Raw genomic sequence first — 18801 nt, 5'->3', positions numbered from 1 at the left:
GATACTATGGCCTATAATTGGGCCCATTAATGCTAATTCCAAGGGGGAGATTTATGCAACTGGATAGAGTGAGAGTTAGAGTTAAAGAACCTGATTTTCGGGATTATGTTAGAGAATTGTTCCAAGGGAAGCGTCTTGATGGGGATGCAGTATTAGGAATAGCTATAAAAATCGTTGCTTCTAGTGTTGAAAGTCTATCACTTGAACAATTTGAAATCTTTATGAGACATGGTCTATACCCTTCTAATTACGTGGAAAAATGTGAACGATGTGCTGAAGATATTCCTTGGTGTGAAATGTATTCAGCTTTAGAGGATCCATATTGTTCATACTGTCGTCATGTAATAGAAAAAGATAATTAATAGGAGCAGCCATTATTACTTTTTTATTCACTTCCTATTTTCTACAAAAAAACATGGGCTCCTTTGACTTTTAAAAGGAGATACAAATAAATATCTTCAGAAAATAGAATTCGAATTTGGAATGAATGGGCAGACGAAAATGGAGAACTATGGCTTGTTTATGACCGTCAATGACGTCCAGGGGAAATAATGTCACTGCCTCCTTGAGATAGAAGGGTGATGACAACCGGTTTATGAGAAAAGAGACTTTTTAGGTCAAAGTGTCTGATTTCGAAAGAGTCCGGATAAGGAATTGTGGGTTTCGAATGCCACAACGGATTAAGAGGGAACTACGGGCTTCGTTATGAATCAAGTGATTTATAACGATTTTCTCCATTGCAGCATAAATTTTAGACAGCACAATTTCGTGAAGACAACACATCTGAACAATCAGAACTTGATACTATTTTCTTGATGTGAGTAAAGAATCGTGTTTAAAATAATGAGTACCGCTATTTATCTATATAGATCATTTTGATGTCCTCCGTTTTGGAGGCTTTTTTTATGTTACTACAAGAGTCTAGAAACTAAATTGGCAATAGAAAAGTAATGGAATTACTTACCTAAGTAGTTCAGTTTCGGAGTAGAAATTTATAAATGGACACCAAATTCACATACTAAGTAACAGTTAACTTGATGTCAAAATAGCAACAACTTAAGCACACTAGCTTTTTTTCACTTATTTTTTACATTTACTAATTCGAAACGCTCACAGACCAACATCATGTCTTCCGAATATCCAAGCCCTAAATCACTTAATTCTTTAGAGAAGAATTTTTCGTGGGCTTCTTTCCAATATTGATAAGTTCTATCTCCTTCACCTTCTGCAATAGCAAATTCCTCTGGAACCTCATTCATTGGTATTATGTTCACATCTACTGTTTTAATAATCGCTAAAGGTTCATCTTTACTATTTAAGATAATGCTGTAATCTTCAACGGAAGGTAGTGGCTCGTTTTCAATTTCATAAAAAATTAGTCCTGAACAAGTGGCTGATTTTACACCATCTATTACTAATTGAGCCAAATGGTCTGGATTAGCTCCGAATTGCCAAGCACTTACTCTTTTTGGTTTTTCTTGACCTTGAGACTTCCAAAATTCATCCCAATATATTTGCGATGCTTCATTCATATTTTTTCTCTCCCTAAAAAAATTGATAGGCAAACCACCTAAAATAAATTATACATTCAAATCAAAAACCTTCTCGGTAATGTTCAGCCTTTGATCAGGCGTTAGTTTCTTACCACCGGCAGTTTTAAAAGGTAAGCAAAAGTTAAAGTGAGTTCTCAAAATGGTCAAAGCATATTGAGCATACTTTGGGTTAAAGTTAGCGTAAATGTAACTTTTTCCTTCACCCCTTGCGATCATCTTTGTCGGCTAAACTAAACTACCTATTACTTTGTCACTTAGCAACTAAGAATATTGTGAGAGTTGGTTATATCTCTGATGCTGAGCTTTGGGTTGTTTGTATTCGCTATTCTGGACTTCAAAAATAATGACAAGAATTCCTGAACACGCTAAGAGCGTGTTTTTTTATTTATAACCACGACACTTTTTTTAGACGTTTAAGTATCTCCTAGCACAAAGACTATCTTTTAGGGGATTGTTCTATATTTTGGGAGTACTGCTATAAAAAATCTGGAGTCCTAATAAAAGATTGTTGCTCGGCTAACGAGGTAACAAGAAAGCTGGTTGTTTGAATAACGCGTGCATTAGTTAATGTTGAAAATTTTTTGTGTATAGTTTTTTGAAAGTTATTACATTTTTAAAAATGAGAAAATTTTTCCTTGCAAATTGAAAAGGCTTTCAATTATACTCATACTAAACCGTTTTAGAAAACCGGTTTAGTCATTAATTTAACATATTCATATAGTACTAGTTTTGTAAAATCTGAAAAAGGAGGAACAAATGTGGCGTCAAATGTAGGAGTATTGACTCTTGGGGATGCAATGATAACGCTTAATCCCTCAGAAACAGGGCCCTTGCGCTTTGTCACGAACTTTGATAGAAAAGTCGGGGGTGCTGAACTGAACTTTGCGATTGGCTGTGCCCGTCTCGGTTTACGCTCTAAGTGGATCAGCCGCTTAGGAAATGATGAATTCGGGCGTGTTATCTACAATTTCGCCCGGGGTGAAGGAGTGGATATGGAAGATGTAACCTTTGTGGACGGATATCCAACTTCAGTGAATTTTAAAGAAATTCGTGAAGACGGTTCCGGCAAAACCTTCTATTACCGCCACCAGTCTCCAATACTAGCCTTGCAGCCGGAGGACATCACCGATAGACTATTCGATGGCATTCAGATTCTGCATATCACTGGGGTTTTCTTAGCTATCAATCCCAAGAATCTCGGCATTGCAAAACGACTCATTGACATTGCCAAAGAAAAGGAAATTCCTGTCTCCTTTGATCCGAATATCCGTTTGAAGCTTTGGACCATTGAAGAAGCGAGGGAAGCGTATTTCGACATTTTGCCTTCGGTTGATATCTTGTTGACAGGGCTTGAGGAGATTGAATTAATTCTTGGCAGTGATACTGAATCATCCTTAACAGTATTTGCCGATAAATACCATATTGACCAGCTTGTAATTAAAGATGGAGCAAATGGTTCTAAGCTGTTTACTGGCGGAACGTGGTACCAGGAGAAGGCTTTCCCGGTCGATCCTGTTGATACAGTAGGGGCAGGGGATGGCTTTGATGCGGGATATATCTATAGTTTCCTGAAGGGGGAAGCTTATCGGGAAAGACTTCGGTTTGCCAATGCAGTGGGTGCCATTGTGACGACCGTATTGGGTGATAATGAGGGACTGCCGTATCTGGATGAAGTCCTGAATATTACCAACAATGAAAAGGTCATTGAAAGATAAGGGAGGATGGAGAACTGTAAACCAAGTCGTTTCAGAGAGAGCAGGCATCATCCCCTTTTGCTGGATGCAGCCATAATTGATAGTTTGGATGGGTAATACAATGAAGAAATGCGAAGTAACCATACATATTTAGAACAGGAGGAAAACAAAATGTCAACGAAAGTGATACAAGCAGACGAAGCAAAACATTTAGCAAGCAAGAAACTACAGGAGGCGGGCCTCATTTCCGAGCACGCGGAGAAAGTAGCTGAGGTACTTGTCCATGCAGACCTAAGAAATGTAAATTCTCACGGTGTGCTCCGTACAGAACATTATGTAAGCCGCCTCAATGCGGGTGGAATCAATCCCAATGCCCACATAACCTTTAAAGCAACAGGGCCGGTAACCGGGATCGTCGACGGAGATGACGGATTTGGACATGTAATCGGGGACGTTGCCATCAGCCACGCAATAGAAATGGCAAGAGAAAACGGCGTTGGAATGGTAACAGCCGTTAACAGCAGCCATTGCGGAGCATTAAGTTATTTTGTACAAAAAGCGGCAGAAGCCAACCTGATCGGCATGGCCATGACCCATACCGATAAAATCGTCGTACCTTTTGGGGGGAAAACCTCTTTTCTAGGGACAAATCCCATTGCTTACGGCGTCCCAGCAAAAACGAAAAGACCCTTTATCCTGGATATGGCCACTTCAAACGTAGCACTAGGGAAAATCCTGCAGGCGCGTGAAGAAGGGAAAGAAATCCCAGCAGGCTGGGGTGTCGATGAAAACGGGGCAACTGTAACGGACCCAAATAAGGTAGTCTCCCTATCCACATTCGGCGGGCCGAAAGGTTACGGTCTTTCCGTAATAGTCGATATCTTTTCCGGTCTATTAGCTGGAGCGGCTTTTGGTCCCCACATCTCCAAAATGTATGGAGATCTTGATAAAAAGCGTAAGCTGGGACACTACTTCTGTGTGATCAATCCTTCGTTTTTCACTGACATTGACGAATTTCTGGAACAAATGGATAGGATGTTGGATGAGCTGCACGAGGTTCCACCAGCTCCAGGTTTCGACAGGGTTTATGTACCAGGAGAGATCGAACAGCTGCATGAGGAAAGAAACAAAGAACGCGGCATAGAGATTGCAGAAAGTGTCTATGAATTTCTAACAAAGTAGGTGGAATGATGAAAGCCATTCAGGTACAAAAACCGCATCAAATCAAAATCATTGAAGTAGACAAGCCTGAACTGAAAAATCCATCGGACGTGCTCGTGAAAGTAAAGCGAGTGGGGATTTGTGGCTCTGATATGCATATTTACCATGGGACGAATCCCCTTGCTACACTGCCTCGTGTCGTGGGTCATGAAGTAGCCGGAGAAGTAGTGGCCGTTGGAACGGATGTGAGCCGCTTAAGAGTCGGGGATCACGTGGTGGTGGAGCCCATCCGTTATTGCGGCACTTGTTATGCCTGCCGAAAAGGCAGACCGAATGTATGCGCTTCACTTTCCGTGTTCGGTGTACATGAAGAAGGCGGAATGAGGGAATGGTTTGTACTTCCTGAAAAGCAGCTGCATCCTGTGAATCCTGAGATTCAGTGGGATGAAATTGTGATGGCGGAGCCTTACACGATCGGTGCCCAGGCGGTATCGAGAGGCGAAGTAGAAGCAGGAGACACCGTCCTCATTCAAGGAGCTGGACCTATTGGCATATGCATCTTAAAATTGGCGAAACTCCAGGGTGCTTTTGTCATGATCACAGATCTGAATGAAGAACGACTAGAATTTGCCAGGTTAAATGGGGCGGATGTGACCGTTCATGCGGCAGAGGAAGATGTGCAGAAAAGGGTTCGGGATTGGACAGAGGGCGAAGGGGCCAATGTGGTCATAGATGCAGTTTGTCACCCGCAGACCTTTGAATTATCGATAGAAGTCGTTTCTGTGGCAGGCAGAGTGGTGGTTCTTGGGTTCGATGAACGAGCATCGTCCATCCCGCAGCTTCCCATAACGAAAAAAGAAGTGACCATAATGGGGTCAAGATTGCAAACGTTTCAATTTCCCAAAGTAATCGATTTGTTGAATGAAGGAAAGCTGCGCCATGATGGCCTCGTTACACACTCGTTCTCTTTTGAACAAATAAAAGAAGCATTTACATACGTTGAAGAACGTCCAGACCTGGTTAGAAAAGCGATTATCGTATTTGACTAAAGGGAGGTACAAGCATGATTCCAAAGCATTCCATTATTTCACAACTAACAGAAAGGAAAGTGGTGGCTGTTATACGCGGCGAAGATCCGGAGGAAGCGGTTCAGCTCTCGAAGGCAGCTGTTGAAGGCGGGATCTCCGCAATCGAGCTTACCTATACAACTCCGAATATCGGAGAAGTGTTTCAGAAATTAAGAACGACGGATGCCCTATTGGGTGCAGGCTCTGTCTTAGATGCGGAAACTGCTCGACATGCCATGTTAGCAGGAGCGAAATTCATTGTGAGCCCGTATTTCAATCCGGATGTTGCCGTATTATGCAACCGGTATGGAATACCTTATCTCCCAGGCTGCATGACGGTCCGGGAAATGGTAACGGCCCTTGAACACGGATGTGAGGTATTAAAACTATTTCCAGCCAGTGAATTCCCTCCGTCATTTATCCGCTCGGTCAACGGGCCGGTGCCGAATGCACGGATCATGCCAACCGGTGGCATTAATTTAGAAAATATAAATGAGTGGCTGAAAGCAGGAGCAGTAGCAGTAGGGATTGGGAGCGACTTAAACAAAGCCTATCGTAATGGCGGTTATCAGGCAGTAATCGAACTTTGCAGACAATATACCGACATAGTTATGCAAGTCAGCGGAGGTATACGATGAATGTTACATTTAGGTGGTATGGCCGCGATAATGACACGGTCACTTTGGAAAACATCAAACAAATTCCCGGAGTCAAAGGAATTGTATGGGGCCTTCATCATAAGCCAGTCGGGGAAGTGTGGGAAAAAGAAGAGATAAAGGCAGAAATTGATTATATAACATCTCATGGCTTTCATGCTGATGTGGTGGAAAGCGTCAATGTTCACGAGTCTATCAAACTAGGCGATGAGGACCGCATGACATATATCGAGAATTATAATCAGACCATTCGAAATTTATCAGAGTTTGGAGTGAAGGTTATTTGTTATAATTTCATGCCAATTTTCGACTGGACACGGACCGATATGTTTCACCCATTAGAAGATGGATCTACCGCTTTGTTCTATGAAAAAGGAAAAGTAGCCGACCTAGAACCAGAAGAATTGATTCGTACGGTAACGGAAGCTTCGGATTTAACGCTTCCTGGGTGGGAACCAGAAAAAATGGCTAACATTTCAACCCTTTTTGAGGCTTATAAACAAGTAGACGAAAAACGGCTGTGGGAAAACCTGGAGATTTTCCTTCGTGAGATCTTGCCAGTAGCCGAAGCTGCTGGAATAAAAATGGCCATTCATCCGGATGATCCACCTTGGTCCATCTTTGGATTGCCAAGGATCATCACGGGACCGGACAGCTATGAAAAGCTTATTTCTATATCTGATTCACCTTCAAACGGGTTTACTCTGTGTACCGGATCCATGGGGGCAAATCCTGAAAACAATATGGTAGAAATCGCAAAAAAGTACGCCACTCGTTCTCCTTTCTCGCATATACGAAATGTTAAAATCTATGAGAATGGAGATTTCATAGAAACCTCCCATTATACTCAGGAAGGATCGATTAACATCCAGGGTGTGGTAGAGGAATTGAATAAACAAAACTATGAAGGCTACGTCCGGCCGGATCACGGGCGTCATATTTGGGGAGAAAAGTGCAGGCCAGGATACGGACTCTATGACCGCGCGCTTGGCATTATGTATCTGCTTGGATTATGGGATGCCTATGAAGCCGAAAAAGGTGTTGGTGCCAAATGATACCGATTCATGAGAACCTAAACGGAAGAGTTGTAGTCATCACAGGTGGAAGCGGAGTTTTATGCTCGCAAATGGCCCGTGAGCTTGCTCGCCACGGGGCAAAGGTAGCGGTTTTAAACAGGACGGCTGAAAAGGGACAGGAGGTAGTGGATACCATATCGAAATTCGGCGGTACGGCCCTTTCTATCGCTGCGGACGTCCTGGATAGGAGCACGCTGGAAAACGCCAAAAAGGTAATCCTGGACAATTTTGGCCGAGTGGATATCCTGATAAATGGAGCTGGCGGCAACCATCCGGATGCGATTACCGATTCGGAAACATACGAAGAGAATACTACGGGCACCTCTTTTTTTAAGCTAGATGAAATTGGATTCTCCCAAGTTTTTACCACGAATTTCACAGGGTCTTTCCTGGCGAGCCAGGTGTTTGGACCATCGTTACTGCAAGCTCCGGCTCCGGTTATTTTAAACATTTCTTCCATGAGCTCCTTTGCTCCCATGACGAAGGTTCCCGCATATAGTGCGGCAAAGGCATCCATAAATAACTTTACTATGTGGATGGCCGTACATTTTGCGGAAGCCGGACTGAGAGTGAATGCCATTGCACCGGGTTTCTTTTTGACCACTCAGAACAGGGCCCTGCTGCTGAAGGAAGACGGAAGTTACACCGCCAGATCAGCTAAAATCATGAACGGAACGCCGATGAAGCGTTTTGGGAAACCTGAAGATCTGCTGGGAACCATGCTTTGGCTGGCAGACGAAAGTTATTCAGGATTTGTAACGGGGGTAACGGTCCCAGTTGATGGTGGATTTATGGCTTACTCCGGTGTATAAGTCCATCTGGGTTTTATATAGTGATACGACAAAAAAAGTCGGGGTAAAAACATGAAAAAAATGACGATAACAGATGTTGCAAAACGCGCGAATGTCTCAAAGAGCACAGTTTCGCAATATTTAAACAAACGCTTTGATTACATGAGTGAAAAGACCCGGAAAATAATTGAAGAAACGATTGAGGAATTAAATTACCACCCGAACATTGTCGCCCGCAGTTTAAAACAGAAAGCGACCTTTACCGTAGGAGTAATTGTTGCCAATATCCTTCATTCCTTTTCCACACATATCATTCGTGCTATTGAAAACTGCTTTAACGAACAGGGATTTCACATCATTGTTTGTAATGCGGACGATGAACCTAAGAAAGAAAAACAGTATATCCAAATGCTGAGGGCAAAGCAGGTGGACGGAATCATCATCTTTCCGACCGGAGACAATCTCGACTTATATCAACTTATGATTCAGGATGAGTTTCCGATTGTCTTCATGGACCGAACCATTGAGGATCTTGATATCGCAACGGTGCTGCTCGATAACCATCTGGCTGCCAAATTGGCGGTTGATCATTTCATGGAGAAAGGGTATGACAGGATCGCTATCCTGACATCGTCCATCATCCGAAATATCACTCCTCGTCTGGAAAGGATTGAAGGATATAAAGCTGCACTGGAGTCACATGGAGTTAAGTTCAGAAATGAGTATATCAAGACTGCAGATCAAGCCATGATTTCCACTGCCCTTGAGGAATTGTTCAGTCTTGATTTACCTCCAGCGGCTCTTCTCGCCGGAAATGATATCGTACTAGATGAAACTCTTAAATATATCAGCGATCGAGGATTGAGAATTCCAGAAGACGTGGCTGTTATCGGGATAGATGAGGTTTCGTATTCCAGTTTCTTTACACCACCAATCACATCGGTCTCTCAGCCCGTGAACGAGATGGCTAAACAGGCAGTAGACTTATTGCTGGATCAGATGAAACATAAAGGTCAGGGAAGCAAGGCAACTAGCGTTATCAGGATGAGTCCTAGTCTCATCGAGAGGAATTCTTGTTAATCTATGGAGACAGCCATTACATCATGGTTTAAGTATGGTGAGTCTACCTAGAACTTAAAAAGTAAGAAAATTAAAAATGTAAACGTTTATGGAATAACCATAACTATATTGAGGGAGGTAATCAAATGTTCTCAAAAGGTAAACTTGCCGTAATTATTCTCTTATTCGCTGCTGGTATCATCAACTACCTGGATCGATCTGCTCTTTCCATAGCAGCACCCTTCATTACCGATGATTTAAAACTTTCAGCGACTCAGCTCGGGATCATCTTCAGTAGTTTTTCAGTAGGGTATGCGATTTTTAATTTTATCGGAGGAGTGGCTTCGGATAAATATGGGGCAAAACTCACGCTCTTTGTCGCGATGATCGTTTGGTCCTTATTCAGTGGTGCGGTAGCACTTGCTGTTGGGTTCACTAGTTTAATCATCATCCGTGTTTTATTCGGAATGGGAGAAGGCCCTTTGTCAACTACCATAAATAAAATGGTCAATAACTGGTTTCCTTCGGACCAGCGCGCCTCAGCAATCGGCTTAACAAATAGCGGATCACCACTTGGCGGTGCCATTTCAGGACCGATTGTTGGGTTTATTGCCATTTCTTACAGCTGGAAGATCTCTTTCATTCTAATTATGATCATTGGTCTGATCTGGACTATAGCTTGGTGGAAATTTGTCAAAGATAAACCGTCAAATGCTCAATTCTCAACAAGGGTCAAGAAACAAGTGGCTGACCATGAAAAACGGCCGTTAACATTCTATTTAAAGCAAAAAACCGTTCTATTTACAGCTTTTGCCTTCTTTGCCTATAACTATATCTTATTCTTTTTTCTCACTTGGTTTCCGAGTTATTTAGTCGATGCACGTGGAATGAGTGTTAAAAACATGAGTATTATAACCGTCATTCCATGGATCTTTGGGTTTATCGGCCTTGCTGCAGGAGGATTTGTCTCGGATTATGTGTTTAAGAAATTTGCAAGAAAAGGCGTACTATTCTCTCGTAAGGTTGTATTGGTTTCCTGTTTGTTTACATCTGCCGTATGTATAGGTCTAGCTGGTCTTGTAACAACAACAACCAGTGCAGTAGTTTTGGTCGCATTGTCTGTGTTCTTCCTATATTTAACAGGTGCGATTTATTGGGCTATTATCCAAGATGTCGTTGATCAGAATAACGTGGGATCTGTTGGCGGATTCATGCACTTCCTGGCAAACACAGCAGGCATTATCGGACCAACTGTAACAGGTTTCATCGTAGATAAATCAGGGACATATACTGCTGCATTCCTATTGGCAGGCGGATTAGCGGTTGTTGCTTCCCTTGCGGTCATCCGCTTTGTGCAACCGATCATCGTTCAGGCACATTCAAAAACAAGAGAAGTAGTGGTTGGTAAATAAGAAGTAAGAACATCTATCTTCTTGAGGTACCTCAAAAACCTAGACTAGTTAAGCTGATCCCAGTTCTCTTAAGGTCTTTACCTTAAGAGAACTTTTTCTCAAACATCACTTTTAACTCTACAGGTTCTTTTCGATTACAGGACCGAGTTACTAACGAAAAGTGATTATCACGGACAGGCACTTATAAAGTAAAGGGGATAAAACATGAAAACGATTGTTTGCGAGAGGATTCCTGAGACTCGTAATAAGATCCTGGCAGAAATTGAGAGAATGTTTGTGCGAACTGCTAAATAGGCTTGAGTTCATGGATTATGATATAGTAGAATCCCACTTGATCGGGATCTTAACTAGGATGTATGAACTTCCTGGGCTTCCTTTTCTGCGAATGAAGGAGCACATCATCTAGCGCATGTCATGTCAGAAATATGGAGAGCTCATACTTTCAGGGAAGGAAATACAATAACGACGATTACCTTTATAAGTGAATTTGTAAAATATCGGGATTTGCTCTTGAGTAAAGCCTATTTGCTCAAGTATGCCGTATACATGAGGAAAGGACTGGTTGCTTCAGTCTTTGAAGATGAAGTACTTGGCAAACAAATTATGAGCATTTGAAAAATATTCTAAGCAATGCTATCGTTGGGGGAAGAACTGAATAAGCAGTTGACAGTTTAGAATGCAGATTATATCAAGCAGGGTATAACTATAAAACTACCTTGATAAAAAAGGTTAAAGTCTACTTTCTAACCTTTTTTATCGAGGCCAGCAAGCGGAACGCGGTAAGAAATTCTTAAGACGAAAGAGAATGTTCTGTCGCAGGATTATAATAAGACTGCCCGGCCGCATCTAGATGAAACAACAATAGATGATATGGAAAGGCTATTAACTGGAAGCATGGATAGTTAAAAATTCTGGATAAATGGAGGGTCATCATGGCTTCAATTACGATTAATGCGATTTTAAAAGCAAAACCAGGAAAAGAACAGGTTCTTCGGGAAGAATTAGAAAAAGTGATCCAACCTTCGCGTGCCGAAAAAGGGTGTATTGAATATACGTTACATGAATCGCTGGAAGATAAGGGAGTATTCGTATTTTATGAAACATGGAAAGACGAAGAATCACTTAAGGTCCATATGGAATCGAATCATTATCAGGAATATCGACAAAACATAGCTCCTTTACTTGATACACGTGAAGTCTATCGCTTACAAAAGATCTTTCAATAAAGTAATTTGAGCACCGTTCAACAAATGAGCGGTGAAGACCAAGTTCAATGGATGAAATCAAAGGAATGCAGCCTAAGGGCTGCTTTTATTTTGGATTTTTTCCCTTTTGCCTTCCGAATCGTAAAACAGCAAAAGCCGGCTAACCTTCCAGCATGAAGGACACCCGAACCTCCCATGCCGGAAGCCAAGGCGGCGGGATCATCGGTCAAGGGGCAAAAAACTTTTCGGATGAAGATCGCTGCGCACCCGCGTTCGGATTATGGGGGTAACCAGTTTTTATTGGTTGCTCTTTTACTGCGGATTCAAGCAACGTGGTAAGTGATTTGACCTTTAAGAGAGTCAATCGAAAATGACACGACATCGTAATCTTTATCATCCTTTTTAATTGAGAGACCATGGGCTTCAGTATGGGCCCAATAAGGATGCTGGATGCTGTCTTGTTTTATCGAGCCTTATCGACAATCTAAGTGGACCTTCCACTAGTTCAAATTGTTAAAGATGGACCCATACTTTTCAGGATATCCCGCGTAATGTGCACCATACGATTCATTTTCAAATTAAAAAAATGCTTTATTGGATCATTACTATTAAAATTATAACTTTTAGCAGGGGCATTTATATGTAAAACAAATGAAAATGCAGCCTATTTCTTTTTAAAAAATTATATTGGAATATAAAATAGAGGTTTATAAACTATAGAAGAGGGGTTTAATAGGGGAGGGCTCAAAGAGCTTAGTTATAAAAGTCCCCTCCTTTGTACAGGGGGCATTCCACATATTTTCCTATTATTTTATTTTTACTCGATATTTTTAAAAATACTGTTAGAATTAATAATTGAACGACAAGCTAGTGGAAAGAGTGATAGATTTGAAATGGCTAAATAAAATTAAAAATTGGTTTCAGGATGAAGAAGAAATTATAGAAATAGAAGAAATAATCATAGACGAGCCTATTGATGAAGAAAAGCTTAAGACAATGGATTTTTCAGCTTATCAGGAGGAACAGAACCTCGAAAAAGAAAAGCAAAAGCAAAAGGAAAAGAAACTTTTTGATCAAGCTTCAAGAAATCAGAGGGAGCCAAATACAAAAATCCTGTTTCAATATCCCAAAGGGGAGTTTAAATTCCCTATAATTCCAGACCAGAGTAATCCTGTCAAAAAACAGGTGCGAAGAAAAAGCGAACCGGCCAGGAGACGTAAGCCTGAACGGGGCCTAGAGAATAATAAACAGGAAGTAAAACTTAATAAAGAACAAAGAAAGACTCCATTTAACATTGAAAGAAGCCCAAAGGAAGAAAGCAAAAATCCTGGCTTTGCAAAAGCAGCAGCAGAAAACAAATTATCAAACAAAATTATTCCATCTAATGTTCCCTTCAGGCCAACCGAAATTCCTTCTCCTATTTACGGGTACAAACAGCGGCCTGAAAAACCACCTGTCAAAAAAGAGGAAACCATTGAGCATGAGCTGAAAAGCAAATTTGCTTCCAATACAGACATGGAAGTACCCGCTTATCTTCGCAGCCTGGAAGATAAGAAGAAAAAGGATGCATCAGAAGCAATGGAGGAGAATCCTGAAAAATCGGCCGGGGAGGAATTAATTATTCAGCCTGTTAATGAAACTTCTGTTCAGGAAAACACCGCAGCTGAAGTTTCCCAAATTCCGCCGACTTCCTTTTCTATGAATCATGCAGAACAAAATCGAGCCCCAGAAGCGCCGGTGAACGATCAAGAAATGATGATGCCTTCAGAGGAATTGCCATCCGCAGTTGAAGATACAATGGCATATGAATCGGATTTTGTGCAGGAAAGCATATCGGCTGCAATCATCCCTGCAGAAACGGAAAGTTTACCGGAAAAAACAGAAGAACCGGCAGCGGTGCAGTCTATAGAAGAGGATGATCAAGCAAGGCGTTTGGAAGCAGATGTGATTCAGGGTCCAAAAAAACATCTTCCTTTTAATGTAGTCATGCTGAAGCAGGATAAAAAAAAGCTGGATTTCTTTAGCAGCTTTACTGAAAAAAAAAGCCCTAGCCCAATCGCAGCAAAACAAGCTGCAGAACGGGAGTCAGAACAGAAAATCGCAGCAAATGCGCAAGCGCTGGAAAGCATAGAGGAAGCCGCAGCAGCTGTCGCAGAAAGGGAAGAACTTGCGGAGGTTTTTGAAGCCGTTCCTTCTGCTCTCCCATCAGCAGCGGAAGCCATTAATCAGGATGTGAAGCCTGAAAATATTGTCTTTGAATCTGAAGATACCCATACTGAGCAAATATCTGAAGAACATGAAGTAGAATCTGCAGGCGTATTGCAGGAGAAAAGCATAATGGGAGATTCAGATCAGGAGCTTGAGAGTCATTTAGAAGAAAATCCTTATTATGTTTTCCCTGATATTGATTTGCTTACTCCTGCAGCAGAAGCAGAAAGTGATGAGTATTGGCTCGATGAGCAGGCATTGCTGCTGAATGAGACCCTTAAGAATTTCAATGTCCGGGCAGCTGTTGTAAATGTTACCCAGGGGCCTGCTGTAACCCGTTTTGAGGTTCAGCCTGAGCCAGGTGTTAAAGTCAATAAAGTCACTAATCTGATGGATGATATCAAGCTCAGCCTTGCTGCTCAGGATATCCGGATGGAAGCACCAATACCTGGAAAACATACCATTGGAATTGAAATTCCGAACAGAAAGAGCAAGCCGGTATTTTTAAGGGAAGTACTTGAAAGCCAAGCCTTTCAGCAAGATGATTCTCCTTTAAGCGTTGCGCTTGGCCTTGATATATCGGGGCAGCCAATCATTACGGATTTGAGGAAAATGCCTCACGGACTGATTGCCGGAGCAACAGGCTCAGGAAAGAGCGTATGCATTAATACGATGCTTGTCAGCTTATTATATAAAGCCACCCCGCAGGAGCTTAAACTGCTTTTAATTGATCCAAAGATGGTTGAACTGGCTCCGTATAATTCCATTCCACATCTTGTCAGCCCGGTAATCACGGATGTAAAAGCTGCCACGGCCGCATTAAAATGGGCGGTTGAGGAAATGGAGCGGCGATATGAATTGTTTGTGCATGCAGGGGTGCGGGATATAGGCCGTTTTAACGATAATGCAGATAAAGCTGGGCAATATTCCATCAAACTGCCATATATAGTAGTAATCATTGATGAGCTTGCCGATTTGATGATGATGTCGCCGGCCGATGTTGAAGAAGCAATTTCAAGGATTGCACAAAAGGCCAGGGCATGCGGCATTCATCTGATTGTTGCAACACAGCGTCCTTCCGTTGATGTCATTACAGGGCTAATCAAAGCAAATATTCCGACACGGATCGCTTTCTCCGTTTCTTCACAGGTTGATTCACGGACCATTCTTGACAGCGGCGGAGCTGAAAAGCTGCTGGGGAGGGGAGACATGCTCTTTGCTGAGAATGGATCTTCCAAGTCAGTAAGACTGCAGGGGACATTTGTCAGTGATGAAGAAATTGACCAAGTGGTTAACCATGTCAAACGGGAACAAAAGCCGAATTATTTATTTGAACAAGATGAGCTGCTGAATAAAGCACAGATTTCCGAGGAAACGGATGAATTATTTTTTGAAGCCTGCGAATTTGTAGTTCATCAGAATAATGCTTCTACATCGAGTCTGCAGAGGAGATTCCGGGTAGGTTATAACCGTGCGGCAAGGCTGATGGAAATGATGGAAAAGCAAGGTGTTATTTCCGAATCGAGAGGAAGCAGGCCAAGGGATGTCTTGATTTCAGAGGACGAGCTCGAGTTTCTTCTGGAAACTAATTCCTGAAAAAACAGTTGTACAATGAAGGAGCGAGATTCCTGCCGCAAGTGCAGATAACGGGAGGCCCCGCGGACCGAAAGCAGTATGGGCTTCAAAACCCATGCGGGTGCTGGTGCCTGCAGGGGAAATGAATAGCCGAGATTAACAGAGCCATAAGCAAAAAGCCGTCTCTGAACAACTTTAGTTTTAGTGTATATAATAATAAGCAGGGAATGTGTACAGGGTGCTGACTTTTTGGTTGTAACTGGAATCATCCTGACATGGCTGATTTAATCAAAAGGTGGTATAATTAATCCTTGTTGATTGCAGCCAAACTCATTAGCCATTTAATTAAGTAAAGATTTTCAAAAAAAAGCGGTGTTTCTGAAGGATTGGACAGTATTCAGAGAAAAACGCAAATAAAAAGATGACGTCATATACTGTCATACAGATAGACGATTGGTGGAGGTTCTATATATGACTGTTTACCATTTTGTTGGTATTAAAGGTTCAGGAATGAGTGCGCTGGCACAGGTGCTTCATGATATGAACTTACAGGTTCAAGGTTCCGACTATGAAAAAAAGTTTTTTACACAAGTTGCTTTAGAAAAAGCAGGAATAAAAATTCTTCCTTTTAATGAGGAAAATATACAGCCGGATATGACGATTGTGGCAGGCAACGCTTTTCCTGACACACATCCGGAAATTGTCCGGGCGATGGAGCTTGGACTGCCAGTAATCCGATATCATCGTTTCCTTGGCGATTTTCTGAAGAATTTTGTCAGTGTTGCGGTAACAGGGGCTCATGGCAAAACATCGACTACTGGACTGCTGGCCCACGTCATGGGCGGCGCAAAGCCGACCTCATATCTAATTGGGGATGGAACAGGAAAAGGCATAAAAGACGCTGAGTATTTTGTTTTTGAAGCGTGTGAGTACCGCCGTCATTTTCTTTCATACTATCCGGATTATGCGATTATGACCAATATTGATTTTGACCATCCTGATTACTTTGCAAATGTTGAAGACGTATGCCAGGCATTCCAGGAAATGGCCCTTCAGGTTAATAAAGGAATCATTGCATGCGGAGATGATGAGCATCTGCAAAGCATACAGGCAAAAGTTCCGGTCATTTTTTACGGTTTTGCAGAAGAAAATGATTTTCAGGCACGTAATGTCACGGTTTCTGAAAAAGGAACAACTTTTGAAGTGCATGTCAGAAATACACTTTATGACACATTCACGATTCCTACATTCGGAAAACATAATGTTTTAAATGCCCTGGCAGTGATCGCCCTTTGCCAGTATGAAAATCTGGATACGGAAACTGTCAAAGCAGAATTATTGACCTTTGGCGGAGTGAAACGCCGTTTTTCAGAAAAAGAAGCAGGCGGACAGATCATTATTGATGATTATGCACATCACCCAACTGAAATAGAGGCTACGGTTGATTCGGCACGGCAAAAATATCCGGACCGTGAAATCATTGCCGTATTCCAGCCGCATACTTACTCTAGAACACAAGCATTTCTTGCTGAATTCGCCGAGAGCTTGAACTTGGCAGACAAAGTGTATCTTTGTGAAATATTTGGCTCTGCAAGAGAACACCAGGGAAAATTGTCTATTGAAGACCTGCAGGGAAAAATTCCTGGTGCTGAATTACTTTCCGAAGAAAATACAGACCTCTTGAAGAAACACGAACACAGCGTCATTTTATTCATGGGCGCTGGAGACATCCAAAAATTCCAAAGCGCATACGAAAAACTGCTTGAAGTATAAAAAGCGCAAGCGCCTGTTAAGCTCGTGAAGCAAAATAGGGTTTTGGCCATGGAAGGCGCTCTTTGCCTTCTGTGGTCAAAACATCTTTTGCACAGCGAGCTAGGCGCTGGAGCTGGACTAATAAAAAGCGAAAGCGCCTTGGTGCGGATCAAAGACTAAAAACGCCGCGTCCTGCGGCAACGTCTTTGTGACCCCCGTCCTGGGGGCCCAAGCAAAATAGGGTTTTGGCCAAAGAAGGCGCTCTTTGCCTTCTTTGGCCGAAACATCAATAAAAAAAGGAGATCCCGCGGGATTTCCTTTTTTTTGCTGATAAAATTATTTTAAGTTTTCCGGGTTTAGTTTCTCAAGCTCCGGGATGACAAATCTGCCGTCTTTACGGATCAGGACATCGTCAAAATAGATTTCCCCGCCGCCGTATTCAGGTCTTTGGATATTCACAAGATCCCAATGTATGTTTGAGTGATTGCCATTATAAGCATCATCATAGCATTGGCCTGGAGTGAAGTGGAAGCTTCCGTCAATTTTTTCATCAAACAGGATATCCTGCATCGGCGTTTGGATAAATGGATTAACACCGATGGCAAACTCACCCACGTAACGGGCACCCTCGTCTGTATTGAAAATTTCATTAATCCTTTGTGTGTCATTAGCTTTTGCATCCACAATTTTTCCGTCTTTAAACGTAAGCTTTACATTTTCAAAAGTAAAGCCCTGATAAGGAGAAGGAGTATTGTAGGTGATAACGCCGTTGACTGAATCCTTGACCGGAGCCGTATACACTTCTCCATCCGGAATATTTAATTCGCCTGCGCATTTTATGGCTTTAATGTCTTTAATGGAAAATGAAAGGTCTGTTCCTGGCCCGACAATACGCACTTTGTCGGTCTTGTCCATCAAGCCGGCAAGAGCATCCATTGCTTCGCTCATCTTTCCATAATCAAGGTTGCAGACTTCAAAATAAAAGTCCTCAAAAGCGTCTGTGCTCATTTTGGCCAATTGAGCCATTGAATTGGTTGGATAGCGCAGGACCACCCATTTTGTTTTTGGAACACGGATTTCTCTATGTACTTTTTTGCCGATGGTGTTTCCGTGAATGGCCATTTTTTCTGCAGGCACATCAGCATGCTCGCTAATGTTATCCCCTGCGCGAAGGCCGATGTAAGCATCCATTTTGCTCATTACATCCGCTTCGAACTGGGCCATTAAATTGAACTGCTCTTCCTTTGCTCCCATTAATAATGACCGGTCTACTTTATGGTCCTTCAGCAGCACGAATGGATATCCGCCCGCAGCATAGGCTTCCTTTACAAGAGCATTGACAAGCTCGCGCTGCAGACCGAAGTTCTCTATAAGAACCTTTTCTCCTTTTTGCAGCTTAACAGAATAGTTGATAAGGTTTTTCGCTAGTTTTTCAATTCTGGGATCTTTCATTACACAGCCTCCAATATTAACGATTCCTTTCTATTGTAACCGATTCTTTGGATTCTGCTACAATAAATATTTCGGAAATAGAAATAAAATAGGCAGGCTGTCTTGATTATTGGATAATGAAGAAAATTTCATGGCCAAAC

General features: G+C 42.1%; 15 protein-coding genes and 2 pseudogenes. 14 read left to right on the top strand and 3 right to left on the bottom strand.

Translation table 11 applies throughout. The features are described 5' to 3' along the window. The first annotated feature begins 53 nt into the window (after positions 1–53). The gene (locus ACN6MY_RS21450) at positions 54–362 is read left to right on the top strand and encodes a hypothetical protein (protein ID WP_419881981.1); all 309 of its coding nucleotides are present in this window, start codon (positions 54–56) and stop codon (positions 360–362) included. 70 nt (positions 363–432) lie between these two features. Next, positions 433–533, top strand: a pseudogene (locus ACN6MY_RS21445) (thymidylate synthase); the annotation flags it as partial. Positions 534–1076: 543 nt separating this feature from the next. On the opposite strand, the gene ACN6MY_RS21440 reads toward ACN6MY_RS21445, so the two are convergent. Together ACN6MY_RS21440 and ACN6MY_RS21435 are read right to left on the bottom strand one after the other, a co-directional pair. Further along, positions 1077–1532, bottom strand: coding sequence for an ASCH domain-containing protein (locus tag ACN6MY_RS21440; protein WP_419881980.1), 456 nt, complete (start codon positions 1530–1532; stop codon positions 1077–1079). 13 nt (positions 1533–1545) lie between these two features. Next, a pseudogene (locus ACN6MY_RS21435) lies at positions 1546–1763 on the bottom strand (insertion element protein); the annotation flags it as partial. An 84-nt stretch (positions 1764–1847) separates the two neighbouring features. On the opposite strand from ACN6MY_RS21435, the gene ACN6MY_RS21430 reads away from it, so the two are divergent. The 12 genes from ACN6MY_RS21430 to murC all read left to right on the top strand — a co-directional run bounded on the left by ACN6MY_RS21430 (position 1848) and on the right by murC (position 17230). Continuing rightward, on the top strand, positions 1848–1913 hold the full coding sequence (locus tag ACN6MY_RS21430; RefSeq protein ID WP_419884244.1) for a hypothetical protein: 66 nt from the start codon (positions 1848–1850) through the stop codon (positions 1911–1913). Between the two features lie 398 nt (positions 1914–2311). Continuing rightward, complete coding sequence (locus ACN6MY_RS21425) at positions 2312–3268, top strand: sugar kinase (RefSeq protein WP_419881979.1); 957 nt, start codon at positions 2312–2314, stop codon at positions 3266–3268. A gap of 150 nt (positions 3269–3418) precedes the next feature. Next, entirely contained in the window at positions 3419–4429 is a 1011-nt protein-coding gene (gene allD, locus ACN6MY_RS21420) for an ureidoglycolate dehydrogenase (protein WP_419881978.1), read from the top strand. A gap of 8 nt (positions 4430–4437) precedes the next feature. Further along, entirely contained in the window at positions 4438–5457 is a 1020-nt protein-coding gene (locus ACN6MY_RS21415; protein WP_419884243.1) for a zinc-binding alcohol dehydrogenase family protein, read from the top strand. Between the two features lie 14 nt (positions 5458–5471). Next, positions 5472–6113, top strand: coding sequence for a bifunctional 2-keto-4-hydroxyglutarate aldolase/2-keto-3-deoxy-6-phosphogluconate aldolase (locus tag ACN6MY_RS21410; protein WP_419881977.1), 642 nt, complete (start codon positions 5472–5474; stop codon positions 6111–6113). After that, entirely contained in the window at positions 6110–7186 is a 1077-nt protein-coding gene (gene uxuA / locus ACN6MY_RS21405) for a mannonate dehydratase (protein WP_419881976.1), read from the top strand. The genes ACN6MY_RS21410 and uxuA overlap by 4 nt, the downstream gene beginning before the upstream one ends. Beyond that, positions 7183–8019 carry an SDR family oxidoreductase gene (locus tag ACN6MY_RS21400; protein ID WP_419881975.1) on the top strand — a complete coding sequence of 279 codons (837 nt, stop codon included), beginning with the start codon at positions 7183–7185 and terminating at the stop codon, positions 8017–8019. Before uxuA ends, ACN6MY_RS21400 begins: the two co-directional genes overlap by 4 nt. Before the next feature lie 51 nt (positions 8020–8070). Then, positions 8071–9078, top strand: a complete 1008-nt coding sequence (locus tag ACN6MY_RS21395) for a LacI family DNA-binding transcriptional regulator (RefSeq protein ID WP_419881974.1) — start codon at positions 8071–8073, stop codon at positions 9076–9078. A 125-nt stretch (positions 9079–9203) separates the two neighbouring features. Beyond that, entirely contained in the window at positions 9204–10469 is a 1266-nt protein-coding gene (locus ACN6MY_RS21390) for an MFS transporter (RefSeq protein ID WP_419881973.1), read from the top strand. A gap of 932 nt (positions 10470–11401) precedes the next feature. Beyond that, a complete protein-coding gene (locus tag ACN6MY_RS21385) occupies positions 11402–11695 on the top strand; it encodes a putative quinol monooxygenase (RefSeq protein ID WP_419881972.1) in 294 nt (97 codons plus the stop codon). A gap of 867 nt (positions 11696–12562) precedes the next feature. Beyond that, positions 12563–15478, top strand: coding sequence for a DNA translocase FtsK (locus ACN6MY_RS21380; protein WP_419881971.1), 2916 nt, complete (start codon positions 12563–12565; stop codon positions 15476–15478). 450 nt (positions 15479–15928) lie between these two features. Beyond that, positions 15929–17230, top strand: a complete 1302-nt coding sequence (gene murC / locus ACN6MY_RS21375; RefSeq protein ID WP_419881970.1) for a UDP-N-acetylmuramate--L-alanine ligase — start codon at positions 15929–15931, stop codon at positions 17228–17230. Positions 17231–17545: 315 nt separating this feature from the next. On the opposite strand, the gene ACN6MY_RS21370 is transcribed toward murC, so the two are convergent. Next, positions 17546–18661 carry an aminopeptidase gene (locus tag ACN6MY_RS21370; protein WP_419881969.1) on the bottom strand — a complete coding sequence of 372 codons (1116 nt, stop codon included), beginning with the start codon at positions 18659–18661 and terminating at the stop codon, positions 17546–17548. Between the last annotated feature and the right edge of the window lie 140 nt (positions 18662–18801).

This window comes from Peribacillus sp. B-H-3 (assembly GCF_048572925.1).
Lineage (GTDB): Bacteria > Bacillota > Bacilli > Bacillales > DSM-1321 > Peribacillus.
This window is presented reverse-complemented; position numbering and strand designations above follow the sequence as displayed.